The organism is Actinoplanes sp. NPDC026619 (assembly GCF_040638295.1).
Classification (GTDB): domain Bacteria; phylum Actinomycetota; class Actinomycetes; order Mycobacteriales; family Micromonosporaceae; genus Actinoplanes.
In genome coordinates, this window is sequence record NZ_JBEZYA010000027.1 from 66,265 (window position 1) to 78,553 (window position 12,289).

The 12,289-nt window shown below is 67.2% G+C and carries 8 protein-coding genes; 5 read left to right on the top strand and 3 right to left on the bottom strand.

Annotated elements, in window-relative coordinates:
- Positions 1-57: 57 nt before the first annotated feature.
- The gene (locus AB0E90_RS41040; protein ID WP_360417716.1) at positions 58-672 is read left to right on the top strand and encodes an ElyC/SanA/YdcF family protein; all 615 of its coding nucleotides are present in this window, start codon (positions 58-60) and stop codon (positions 670-672) included.
- Here AB0E90_RS41040 and fxsT (AB0E90_RS41045) read toward each other — a convergent pair.
- Positions 669-3,467, bottom strand: coding sequence for an FxSxx-COOH system tetratricopeptide repeat protein (gene fxsT, locus AB0E90_RS41045; protein WP_360417717.1), 2,799 nt, complete (start codon positions 3,465-3,467; stop codon positions 669-671). The two genes, AB0E90_RS41040 and fxsT (AB0E90_RS41045), sit on opposite strands and share 4 nt — an antisense overlap.
- A gap of 331 nt (positions 3,468-3,798) precedes the next feature.
- On the opposite strand from fxsT (AB0E90_RS41045), the gene AB0E90_RS41050 reads away from it, so the two are divergent.
- Genes AB0E90_RS41050 through AB0E90_RS41065 form a run of 4 tightly spaced genes read left to right on the top strand, consistent with a single transcriptional unit; the run spans position 3,799 to position 7,619 of the window.
- Entirely contained in the window at positions 3,799-4,569 is a 771-nt protein-coding gene (locus AB0E90_RS41050; protein WP_360417718.1) for an AAC(3) family N-acetyltransferase, read from the top strand.
- A complete protein-coding gene (fxsA, locus tag AB0E90_RS41055) occupies positions 4,566-4,763 on the top strand; it encodes an FxSxx-COOH cyclophane-containing RiPP peptide (RefSeq protein ID WP_360417719.1) in 198 nt (65 codons plus the stop codon). Before AB0E90_RS41050 ends, fxsA begins: the two co-directional genes overlap by 4 nt.
- Positions 4,764-4,790: 27 nt before the next feature.
- The gene (locus AB0E90_RS41060) at positions 4,791-5,948 is read left to right on the top strand and encodes an FxsB family cyclophane-forming radical SAM/SPASM peptide maturase (protein WP_360417720.1); all 1,158 of its coding nucleotides are present in this window, start codon (positions 4,791-4,793) and stop codon (positions 5,946-5,948) included.
- A gap of 6 nt (positions 5,949-5,954) precedes the next feature.
- Positions 5,955-7,619 carry an HEXXH motif-containing putative peptide modification protein gene (locus tag AB0E90_RS41065; protein WP_360417721.1) on the top strand — a complete coding sequence of 555 codons (1,665 nt, stop codon included), beginning with the start codon at positions 5,955-5,957 and terminating at the stop codon, positions 7,617-7,619.
- A gap of 7 nt (positions 7,620-7,626) precedes the next feature.
- Here the strand turns inward: AB0E90_RS41065 and fxsT (AB0E90_RS41070) are convergent, their stop codons facing one another.
- A complete protein-coding gene (gene fxsT, locus AB0E90_RS41070) occupies positions 7,627-11,532 on the bottom strand; it encodes an FxSxx-COOH system tetratricopeptide repeat protein (RefSeq protein WP_360417722.1) in 3,906 nt (1,301 codons plus the stop codon).
- Positions 11,529-12,287, bottom strand: coding sequence for a TIR-like protein FxsC (locus tag AB0E90_RS41075; protein WP_360417723.1), 759 nt, complete (start codon positions 12,285-12,287; stop codon positions 11,529-11,531). The genes fxsT (AB0E90_RS41070) and AB0E90_RS41075 overlap by 4 nt, the downstream gene beginning before the upstream one ends.
- Positions 12,288-12,289 lie beyond the last annotated feature (2 nt).

Genomic DNA, 12,289 nt, shown 5'->3' on the forward strand with positions numbered 1-12,289 from the left:
TGCATCGATGTATACCAGTTTGGCCGGTCGCGCGCGGCGGCTACGCTCGGCTCCGTCATGAAGATCAAACGCCTGACCTGCGTCGCAGCTATCGCCACGGCGATCTTTGTCAGCTCACCCTGGGCGTGGACCTCGCTTTCCGCCCGAGGCCATGTGTACGCGGTGAGTGACGCACCCGTCGCCGACGTCGCGATCGTGCTCGGCACCGAGGTGGTGGACGGCAAACCGTCGCCGCGCCTGGCCGGCCGGCTCGAAGCCGCCGCGCAACTGGTGGCCGGCGGCCAGGCCCGGACGCTACTGGTCTCCGGCGACGGCCACGGCGATTCCGGCGACGAACCGGCGACCATGGCCGGCTACCTGGTCGGGCTGGGCGTGCCCGCCGACCGCATCGTGCAGGACCCCTACGGCCTGGACACCTACGACTCGTGCATCCGCGCCCGCGACGTCTTCGGAGTGCGGCGCGCCCTGGTGGTCACGCAGTCCTACCACGTCGACCGCGCCGTGACGCTCTGCCGCCACCTGGACATCGACGCCGACGGCGTGGTGGCGCCGTGCCACTGCTCGTGGACGCTGCACACGTCGAAGTGGATCCGCGATTACCTGGCCAGCGGCAAGGCGGTGTGGGACGTGGTGCGGGACCGGCCACCGGCGGTCACGGCGAGAGACGCCTAGGTCGGCGGCGGTTCGATGTCGCATTCCAGCCGCTTCCCGGCGACAGCGGCCCGGACGTCGGGATGATCGGCCCCCAGCAGCGCGGCAAGCCGGTCGGCGACCTCCCGCCGGGACGCCTCCCGATCGAGCGCGAGGTTCGCGGCGCACATCCAGGTCTCCGGATGCTCGTCGCCCCGAATCTGCCGTAAGCGATCCAGGGTCTCGGCACCCAGGGCGATGGCTTCCTTATCGAGGTGGTGGTGCGCCATATCGCTGGCGAGCCCGATCGCGGTGACCAGCGTATGCGGATGATCAGGCCCGAGCTTCCGTGCCGTCTGCTCGTGCGTCAGCTCGTCGATGTTGTGCGCCTCCCGCCATTGGCCCAGCGTTCGTAACACGACGGCCAGATTCGTCGAGGCGGCGAGGGTGAGCGGATTCTGCGGCCCGAACAGCCGTCGGTACCGGTCGAGCGCCTCGGTCGCCAGCCGTCGGGCACCCATTCCGTCCCCGACGGAACGCAACGTATTTGCATAGGTCATGATCGATGCCAGGGTCAGGTGGTTGTCGGGCCCGTATCGGTTTTGGCAGGTGCGATAAACGTCGGCAGCGGTCTGCAGCGCTTCGTCAAACCGCCCGAGTTTCCTCAACCCAACGGCGACCGCCCGCTCAGCCAGCACGATGTCACTGGCGTTATGGCGGGGAATGTTCCGGCGCTGAAAGCCGACCGCTTCGCCGAACCGCGCCAGACCGAGCAGGTCCCACACCTGGTTTCGGGCGGCGACACGCGTGCGCTCGTTCCCCGGACCGACAATCTTGCTGAGCGTCCTCACCAGCGCCGCGTCTTGTTCAAGAGCAGCCGCTGGGTCGCCGAGCCATCTGAGATTGATCGCGAGGTTGCCGATGGCATCGGTCGTGCGTGTGTCCTCAGAACCATGTAACCGTCGCAGGACCTCGACTCGACGACTGTCCTCTGCCAAGGCCTCCTGAAACTCCCCCGCGAATCTCAAGTAGAACGCCAGGACGGCAGCCGTCGCGAGAGTCTCGGGATGATCCGGGCCGTAGTTGTCACTACCCCGGAGCAGGTCCATCAGGTCCACAATCATATTGCGTGACTCATCGTACGAGCCGAGCGATCGCAGCGCGTTCGCGAGATTGCGGGTGGCACGAATCGTGAACATGTGCTCCGGCCCAAGCCCGCCATCTGCCCGCCAGGAGTCAACGGCGGTCCGCCCCAACCGTGCGGATGCCTCGAAATCACCGATCCGCTCCAGATACCGGATCTGATCGACAACGCCCTCCCGCGCCGCCATCTCGGTGGAAGACATCGCGCCGGAAGCGACCAGGTGCGGACCGATCTCACCGTGCTGCGGCCAGGTGCTCGAGTCGCTGGGCTTCCCGGGGCCGGCCGCAGCGAGCAGTCGATGAACGTCGAGGCGACGGACGTCGGCGTACTGTTCGCTCAAGCCCTCCCGAACCATGAGCTGCACCAGTCGATGCATCTGGATCTGCTGCGCATCGTCACTCACCTGGGCGAGGCCGTACCGGCTCAGTTGCAGCGCCAGTTTGCTCAGCTCACCGGTGTTGTAGAGCAGGCGGCCGAGCGGCGCGGTGACCTCGGCGCCACGCCCTCGATGCAGCAGATAGATCGACACCGGCGAGGGCGCCATGAAGGCCAGGAGTTCCAGCAGTTGCGACGCCGCAACGGACTCCGACCGGAGCCGCCCGGCGGCGACGTTGACAAACGTGGCCACGGTTGTGGTCCGCGAGCCCGGCCGGAGCCCGGCCGCCAGCAGCTCGTCGAGATGCTCGGCGAACAATCGCAGGTACTCTCCCAGCGGCATGCCCGTCGCGGTCTGCATCGCGCAAACCTGATCAACGGCTAGCGGGAGGTCACCCAACTGGTCGGCAAGGGTGTCGCAGTCGTCGGCGGGTGCGGTAACGCCCCACTCGCGCATGAAGGCGATGCTCTCGTCGCGGGAGAAGACACCAACACTGAACGGAGTCCCTGCCGCCGACGCCCAGGCGTAGTTGCGCGACGTGACGAGTACCTGACCGCCCGCTGCTGGGAGGAGCGCAGTCAGATCCTGCGGCTGATCGGCATTGTCGTAGATCATCAGCCAGCGCAGGGCACTCGCTTCGAGCGCGGTGAGCACGTCGCGCACGGTCTGCCGCATGTCGTTGGAGGGATTGATGCCCAATTGCTCGCCGAGGGCGGCAATGGCGGCTATCGCTTGTGAGGGATCTTCGGCTGGCACCCACCACAGCACGTCGTACTCGGTTGCCCACTGGTTGACGTACTGCAATGCGAGCTGGGTCTTTCCGACACCGCCGAGGCCAACCAGCGACAGCGGCATCCGGCTGGGGCCGGTCAGCACGGCTCTGATCTCGGCGAGCAGCTCCTGGCGGCCGGTGAAATGACCGGCCGGTGCGGGCACATTCGTCAGCATCGCGCCGGTGGACACGGACGGAACCGGCGGTGCCGGAACCGGGCGGGGCTGGACGACGAAGTCGTTGCGCACGCGGTCCGGAACGGCGGTGCCGGGATCGTCGTCCGCCGTCAGCCAGAGCTGGTGGAAACGACGGACCTCCTGATCGGGATCATGTCCGGTCACCGACCACTCGGCGAGTTGCCGGACCACGCATTCGACCTTCACCCACTTCGGCAGGCCACTGCCGCGTAGCATGGCGCCGATCGTCTCGTGGCTGACGGTGTCGCGCATGTCCTCGCGGGCCCGGATGGCCGCGCTGATCCGCCGCGCGCCTGGCTTTCCGGCCGCACGGTACAACTCGTGCAGGGCGCCTAGAAGATCGCCCATAGGACCGTCGGCGACGGCGCCCGGCTTAGGTGCCGTCGCCACAATCAGCCCCCGTTCGTCAGCGTGGTGCGCCAACAGACGTCAAGTTTTGCCAGATGTTGGAAGTCCATTGGAAGGCCCGATGCCAATAGTCGTCAACTTGTGTGTGGAGATGGCAGAACCGGGCTCGGCACCCGTCGGGTAAACGACGATAAAGGCATCGCCGTGAAGTGCGAGAACGGGCTTGGCAAGAACAAGTAAGGAGTCGGTGATGATGTCATCCGACAGACCACCGAGGACACGTGAATCACTCACGCGAGAATTCACGTGCCTCGGCGTCCGGTCCGGTGACGTGCTGCTCGTGCACAGCTCGCTGCGGTCGATCGGTTGGATATGTGGCGGTGCCACGGTGCTGGTCCAGGCACTGATCGATGCGGTCGGGCCGGCCGGGACGATCGTCGTGCCGGCTCAGACGCCGGATAACCGCGATCCCAGCCGATGGTCACACTGCGTAGTCCCGCAAGAGTGGTGGGACACGGTTCGTGCGCACCTTCCCGCCTTCGAACCGGACCTGACGCCCAGCGCCGGCATGGGCGTGCTCGCGGAGCGAATCCGGACCTGGCCGGGCTCCGTCCGGAGCGGACACCCGCTGACCTCGTTCGCCGCGGTCGGTCCGGCGGCCGAGGCGCTGATGGCCCGGCACGACCTCGAATCCCTGCTCGGCGACGGCTCGCCGTTGGTCGCTCTGGAGCGCGCTGACGCAAGAGTGCTGCTCCTCGGCGTCGGTTTCGAGAAATGCACCGCATTCCACCTCGCGGAGTCACGCCTGCCGAACCCATCCGTCGTACAGCTGACCGCCGTCGTCCGAACCGAAAACGGACGCGAGTGGGTAGGATACGAAACGACCGCACTCAATGATCACGATTTCGGTGACCTGGGAGCCGCGTACGAGGCTGCGTACGATAAGGACGGCTCTGTACGTCGAGGGGTGGTCGGCGCAGCGACGAGTCACCTTTTCTCAATTCGCGAAGCGGTACGTTTCGCGAAAAGCTGGTTGACCCACCGGCGACCCGTGTGCCCAAATCCCCGTCCCGGCACAGGCGACGAAAGCGAGAAGCGATGACGCCACCCAACGCCACGCCCATCGAGACCGGACTCGTGCGCGTGGCCGACGTGCCGCTCGACCAACTCCTGGCCCTGCGGGAAGCTGGCGACACGGCGCTCGGTCACTGCCTGCGCCGGGTGATCGAGCGCGCCGCCTCCGGAAAGCAGGAGAGCGTCGCCGCCTTCAACGCCGCGCCATTGCGCCGCTCCTGACCTCCCATGGTTGCCACCGACCTGGGCATGCCTGGCAGGAGGCCGAACCTGGCGGCACCCGTCGAGCCGTTTCGGCAGTTCGTCGTCAAGATACACAGCCGGTGCAATCTGTCGTGCGACTACTGCTACGTCTATCACCACGTCGACCAGAGCTGGCGCGACCGGCCCATGGTCATGAGCGCGCGCACGATCGCGGCCCTTGCGGCGCGCATCGGGGACCACGCCCGCGACCACCAAATCGAAAAGATCTTCCTGGTCCTTCACGGCGGCGAGCCGTTGCTGGCCGGGCCGTCAGTGATCACCGACGTCATCGAGGCGGTGCGGTGCGGCATCCCGGCGGATACCACGGTCGACGTCACGCTACAGACCAACGGCACCCTGGTCGACGATCACCTCCTCGATGTCCTCAGCCGACATCAGGTTGGCGTCGGGGTGAGCCTCGACGGTGGACGTGCCGCGACCGACCAACACCGCCGCTTCGCCGATGGACGGCCCAGCTTCGCTCTTGTCGAAGCCGGCATCGCGCGGTTGCGCGCGGCCGACGGCGTCTGGACCGGCTTGCTCTGCGCGGTCGACCTCGCCAACGACCCGATTCAGGTGTACGAGGACCTACTGACCCTCGAACCGCCGAGTCTCGACCTCCTGCTCCCACTGGCCAACTGGGTCCACCGGCCGCCCGGCCATGATCCGGCGGCAACGCCGTACGCCGAGTGGCTCATCAAGGTTTTCGATCGATGGTTCGACTCGCCGGTCCGGGAGACCGGAATCCGGCTGTTCGAGTCGATCGTCATGCTTGCTCTCGGCGGCGCCAGTGACACCGAGGCCGTCGGTCTTGACTCGCCGGCGGCGATCACGGTGGAGACCGACGGGAGCCTCGAGGTCACCGATGCGCTGAAGACCACTGCTCCCGGCCTTGGCGCGCTGGGGATGTCGGTGCACCTCCATTCCCTTGATGAAGCCGCACGTCACCCCGCGGTGCGAGCCACCCGGCGGGTGGTCGAGAACCTGGGATCCGGATGCCAGATATGCCCAATATCCTCTGTCTGCGGAGGTGGTCAATATTCGCACCGTTTCGGCCCCGACTTCGGCTTCGCCCACCCGTCGGTCTACTGCCGCGACCTTTACCACCTGATCACCCACATTCGAGGCCGGGTCGGCGACGCTGTCCAGGCTCTCGGAAGGTAGCGCTGAGTGCGGGAGTACGCGCTGACCGACGAACAGTTCCGCAGCCTGGCCGGGGGCGGCGGCTCACCGGACGCCATCGGTTTGCTGACCGAAGCACAACTCTCCGGCCGCCGCCTCTGCCTTCTCGCCGCCGCCGAACGACGGGACTATCTGCCTGCCGCGCTCCAGGATGCTCTCTCGCTCGTGATCGAGATAGATCGCGCGTCTCCCCACGCCGGAGTCGACCTGCTGCGCTATCCGTTCCTTAGTGCCTGGTTCACGACCTTGGTACCCGCATTGACCGGTGGCCGCCTCGAGGAGCCGGTCGCCGCCCGGGCTGCGGAAGGTCTGGGGTCGCTAGCCGCTGCCATCGCGATCTCGGCGGGCCTCCCCTTCGAGATAGTCGTCCCCTGTGCCGGGCCAGATCTTGTGCTTCCGCGGATCGGCACGGCGATCGGCGTCGGCCCAGCTCAGGTGCCGGTGCAGAGCGACGGCACCACCGTGACGATCGGGGAAGCACTCGAACTGCCGGTACCCGGCGACGAGAACCGCGCCGGCTGGCGTCCCGCCCACCTCGTCCAACTGCCCGGCCACACGCTGGAAATCGTCGATGCGGACCCGCTCCGGGACCGCTTTTCGGCGGCGCCGCTGAATTCGCTACCCCCGTCCGGCACGGCCCGGTTCGACCGGCTGGTACGCGAAGCCTGGCAGATTCTGGACGACGAACAGCCCATACACGCGGCGGGCATGCGGATTGCTCTCCGTGCGCTGGTGCCGCTGCGAGCCCCGGCCGGCGCGTCTCAGGTGAGCGCCTCCGCCCGCGGATGCTTCGGCGCTCTGGGCTTCTCGATACCCGACGATCCACAGACCCTCGCCGAACTCATGGTGCACGAGTTTCAGCACGAGAAGTTGGGCGCTCTGCTAGACCTCGTCGACCTCTGCACCGCTGGCGGCCGGGCACGCTACCACGCCCCGTGGCGGCCGGATCCACGCCCGGCAGAGGCCCTGATGCAGGGCGTCTATGCCTTTACCGCAGTGGCCGGCTTCTGGCGCGCCCGCCGGTCACGCCGGGACGGCGCCGACTTCCGCTACTACTCCTGGCGTGACCAGGTGAACTACGCCCTCGACCAACTGTTGAGCTCGGGCGAGTTGACCCCGGTGGGCGAAGTCTTCTTCGACGCCCTGGACGCCACGCTCGCGACGTGGCGCGACGAGACGCCGACGCCGACGGCCGTTCGGCTCTACACCGCCGCCGCACAGGTGTCCTGGCGTCTCGCCCACCACCGTCCCGAGCCGGCCGACGTCGCCACGCTCGCGGCTGCCTGGGCCGCGGGGGCCGCCGTCCCTGCCTTCGAACCACCCACCGTCGTGGCCGGATCCGCGTCGAGTGAATTGACCGAGCTTCTCAAGGAGCAAGCCGCCTGGGGTGAAGCGGGACGCGCGCGTGCGACCGAGGCCGAGTGCGCACTTCTCGACGGCGATCATGAGACCGCCCTTCGCCTTGTGCCCTTCCCCGACGACGATCGCGAGTGGACCGCGGCCGCCGTCGCCTTGCACGCGCACATGGGTGCGGCGGCGTTCTCCTACCGGCGACCGGAACTGCTGAGAGCTGTCTTCGACCGGCTCGGCGACAAGGGCCGAAGACCCGGCCTGACCGCCCTGCACACGTGGCTGAGCGGCCAGCCGGCCTGACGACGCGCTAGACCTGGAACGGCGCGATGTCCTGGTCGATGCGCTGCCAATCGCGGGCGGCAGCGGTGCAATGGTGGTGCTGCCCCAGGGTCTCCTCGAGCATTCGCAGCGCCTCGTCCCGTCTACGGGTGGCTGTGTCGGGGTCAATTCCACGGTGGCTGACGGCCCAGTTGACCATCGTGACGAGAACGGTCGGATGTGAATCCTTGAAGGTCCGGCGCGCCCGCTGTAGCACGCCGGTGTCGGTTTCCTGAGTCAGATGATGCGACCCATCCGCGAACTGGGCGTTGGCCAGCGTGATCATGGCTGCGAGGGTGTAGGGGTGGCCCGGACGGAACAAGTTGTCGAGAAGCTCGAACGTCTGCTCAGCAAGCGTCAGGGCACTAGGCACGTCACCGGACAACCGCCGGAAGATGGCGAGGTCGTTCCCGGCGGTGATGGTGTCAGGGTGGTGCTCCCCCCGGAACTTCCGGAAGTCGGCATAGACGTCTTCCCCGACCTCGCGTGCCTCGTTGATCCGTTTCTCCGCCCAGCGCACATCCGCCTGTTCCAGCCGGTTGGTGAGGGTGGAGCGGTGCTGACGCCCCAGGACGGCTACGGCCCGCAGGACCGCGTCGTCGATGACCTGTGCGGCCTTCATCACCTCATCGAGGCGACGAAGAGCGACCGAGTAGGTGTTGGCGATCCGCAGTGTTCGCGGGTGGTCCTCTCCGTAGTCCGTCCGCGTCGCCTCGTAGGCCTCCTCGAGGAGGTTGCGTGCCGGCACGAGCTCACCCAATTCGATCAGGTCGGTGCCGAGGTTCTCCTGCGAACTTAGTGTGAAGAAGTGCCGTGAGCCAAGCACTTCGCGACGGCGTTGGAGCGTGTCACGGTCCCGCTCGGCTGCCTGCTCGAAGTCACCGACGAAGCGCAGGGAGACAGCGAGGTTGCTGGCCGCGTTGAGAGTCTCGGGGTGATCATCGCCATAGACCTGGCGGTAGCCCTTGAGGGTTTGCTCGTCGAGGCTGACCGCCTTCTCGTACTCGCCACGGGCGCGGAGATCTGCGCCGAAGATCGTGGCGGTCGAGAGGGTGTACGGGTCTTCGTCGCCCTGTGTACGACGAAGACGTTCGAGGCTGTCGGCGTTCATGTCGTACGCCTCGGCCTCATGGCCCTGCTCGCGGAGGACAAGGGCGAGGGTCCGCTTCAGCCGCAGCACCCACACGTCGTCGGGGCCGAAGCGGGGCAGCCATTCGTCGAGGGTGGCCTCGACAAGATCCCGGCAGCCCTTGAAGTCACCGCGCATGAAGAGGTAACGAGTCATGTCGATGACCAGCTGCCTGGTCTCCGGGCGGTCGGAGGTGAGCGCGCCGCTGGGCTCGAGGTGCGGGCGGATAGCCTCGTAGGCCGCCCGGTTCTCGAGGTTGTCCGGGTTTCCCCGGTCCGCTTCTGCCAGCACGCTCTGGATTTCCCTCCTGCGCTCGTCCTGGTCTGCCGGGGACAAGCGCGACCGGACGATATCCTGCGTCAGCCGATGGACCACGACGCCACGCCTCCCGGGGGCGGGTTTCCCTTCGTTCGTGCCCGCGTCGACCCGGGCGAGCCCGAGACGCCCGATGTCCTGAATCAACGATCCGTGTCGCGCTGGGTCGTACATCCGCTGGTCGATCGGAGCGAGCAAAACGGTCAGTTGTTTATTACTAATCATGCGATATGGGATGACTTCGGGCGCCATAAATGCAAGAAGCTCGATCAGGCGTGTCGCGGCCGGGCTGGTCTGGGCCAGCCGGTCGTAGGCGACCCCGACGGTGGAGGCGACGGTCTGGTTGTAGGCGGCCGGAGCGCTCTCGCCCATCGCCTCGGCGGTGCTGCGGTTGAGCAGCTCGAGGTAGTCCGGGACGGCCATGGCCGTGCTGCTCAGCCAGCCGCCGGCCTGTTCGAGCGCCAGCGGGAGGTCGCCCAGGCGGCCGGCCAACTGGTCCGCGTCGGCCGGGCCGAGGTTCTCGACGCGGCGGCCGAGCAGTTCGACGCTCTCGGCCCGCTTGAAGACCCCCACGTCGACAGCGTCGAGCTCGTTGGCCCATTGGGGGTTACGGGAGGTCACCAGTACGTGGCCGGGGCCGGACGGCAGCAAGCCTTCAAGATCGGCCGGGGCATCGACGTTGTCGAAGACCACGAGCCAGCGGCGTACCGGGACGGCACGGCGGAACGCCTCCAGGGCCGCGGCGATCTGCTCCTCGACGGTGCCGCCCGGCAGGGACAGCTTCGTCGCGATCTCGGCGAGGGCGATCCGCACCCGGCCGGGCTGGCCGGCCGAGATCCACCAGATGCCGTCGTAGCTGGCGGCGAAGCGGTAGACGTACTCCAGGGCGGTCTGGGTCTTGCCGACGCCGGGCAGGCCGATCAGGGCCAGCCGGGCGCCGCTCGCCTCGCTGCCGAGCAGACGCTCCCGGATGTTCTCGATGACGCCGCCCCGGCCGGAGAACCGCGGGTTGCGGGTGAGGCTCACCTGGAAATGGGGCGGAAGGTCGGCTGGGTAGCGCACCTCGCCCGGTTCCTGCCGGGCGCTCGGCAGGCCTGCCGCGTCGAGCGCCAGGGCTGCCGACACCGACTCGAGGACACGATCCTCGCTCGCGCCCATCACGTCGACGAGCACCCGCGCCGGAACCCGGCTCTCCAACGCCGTCGCGTCCACGCGAAGCACCGCTACCAGGTTTTCCTCACCCTGGACGATGCGGTCGCGGGCGGTCCGGAGCAGTCGCAGGCCACCCTCGCGGGCGACCAGATCTCGGGAGTAGATCACCAGGAGGTGGTCGAGGGCGTCGACGTCTGGCACGGACTCGCGAACGCTCTGCAGGATTACCCGGTGCGCGGTGCCGCGAAGACGATCACGCAACCATTCCGCCCAGATGCGGTCGAGCGGGGCGTACGCCACCACGATCGTCCGCTTCTGCTGGGGAGCGGACTGCTCGAAAGCGCGTAACACCCGGCTGCGATCCACTTCCGGGATCACCACCGCCGGACAGCTGGCGCCGGCGATCCGGGACGCCAGATTCATGTACGGAGCTAGCAGCGGACCGTTCTGACGGGGTATATCGCCGAAGACCGCCAAGATCTCCTCGTACGCGTAATACGGGATATAAGGGACTTCCAGGCTGTTCCAGTACTCGTCGGCGGGGCGGCCACCCAGGAAGCCGAGGTAAGGCTCGAAGCTGCTGCGCGAAAACACCCGACCGCGCTCGAGCTTCGCCTTCTCACCGTCCTCAATGCGGGTCGGCAGAGGCAGCACCGTTATCTCCGGCGCCTGCTTGCGGATCGACGCGGTGATCGCCACCGCCCCGTTGACGCTCTGCGTATTCAGCGTGAAGCAGTTGACCACCGTGTCCGGCAGGTGCACCGTGCAGATGCCGCCAGTGTCACTGGTGCCGGTTCGGCTGTCGATGAGCACGAAGTCGTAGTGACGAGCCATGTCCACACGCAGGGCGTCCAGGAGCTGACGCCCCTGACGCTTACGCCAGAACGTGTCCCAGTCGAAGGTGCTCGCCGCCTCCGTGTACCCCAGATCCTGCCGCCCGGCGGGCACGAAGTCGAGCAGGCCACCGCGCGGGAAATCCCACTCCAGGGAGGCGGCGTACTCGTGGATCTGCACCGAGGTCGGGCCCGGATCCGCGGCTCGCAGGGTGGACTCGGAATGCTTGCGGACGAGGTCGAGGATGCCCTCGGAATTGCGCAGGTTCTTGTCCCGGAGGAAGGGGTGAAAATAGCGGTGCAGGCCCGGCGACTCGAGGTCCCAGTCGATGGTCAGCACCTTGTAGCCATTCGTCGCGAGCAACCATGCGACATTGGCGAGCGCCATCGTGCGGCCGGTTCCGCCCTTGTAACTGTAGAAGGTGATGATCCGGCCGGCGGGGCCGCTGTCGGCGCTGACGCTCATCGGGGGTCCTCGGGGAGATTGGTATTGAGGATAGGTCGGTCGATTCGAGTGGACATCGGGGGCCGGTTTCGGGCCGGCGCGTCGCCCGGACCGGTGCTTCCGTTCAGGCGCGGCCCGGGCAGCGCGGTGAAGGCGGAGATGACGTCGTCGAAGCCCGGGCGATCCGGAGCCTCGACGACCGGCGCGGTTCTACTGAGAGTGACCACCCGCTGGGCGAGCCGCTCGACAAAGGCGTGATAGTCGTCGCGGCGCCGCTCCTCGCGGATCAGCGCCCGCAGTCCGACCCGCTCGTACGCGACGCCGAAGGCGGCTTCCTTGAACTGGTACGGCAAGGCGATCGTGGGCAGCTCCATCGGCACCCAGAGGAGCGGAATGATCGACGAGTCCGGCGAGTCGAGTCGGCCGCTGCGGGCGAGGCGCGAGACGAAGATCGCCCACTCCTTGCCGCATGCCGCACTCGTGAAGTAAGCCGGATTCATCAGCGGAATCAAGACCTGCGCCGTGCTGAGGCTCTCGATGAGCGTCGGGGACCACAATTGGCCGAGCTTGATCGAGGAGTCGCAGAAGCCGGCCGACTCGCCTTGCCTGCGGCCCGCGAACATCAGCACATCATGGTTCAGATCCGCGTAGAACCGATGGACATGCCGGTCGTCCTCACCAGAGTCGTGCACGTAACTGATGAAGAAGTGGGGCTGGGTGACTGACGATCCCACGTGCCTTCTCCCGAGGACGATTGATCGTGAGGAGTCGATCACTC

Bases quoted from the DNA above. Each gene is read 5' to 3' on its own strand.
- fxsT (WP_360417722.1), bottom strand. From the start codon at position 11,532: ATGAGCGTCAGCGCCGACAGCGGCCCCGCCGGCCGGATCATCACCTTC.
- fxsT (WP_360417717.1), bottom strand. From the start codon at position 3,467: ATGGGCGATCTTCTAGGCGCCCTGCACGAGTTGTACCGTGCGGCCGGA.
- fxsA (WP_360417719.1), top strand. From the start codon at position 4,566: ATGACGCCACCCAACGCCACGCCCATCGAGACCGGACTCGTGCGCGTG.
- AB0E90_RS41060 (WP_360417720.1), top strand. From the start codon at position 4,791: ATGCCTGGCAGGAGGCCGAACCTGGCGGCACCCGTCGAGCCGTTTCGG.
- AB0E90_RS41040 (WP_360417716.1), top strand. From the start codon at position 58: ATGAAGATCAAACGCCTGACCTGCGTCGCAGCTATCGCCACGGCGATC.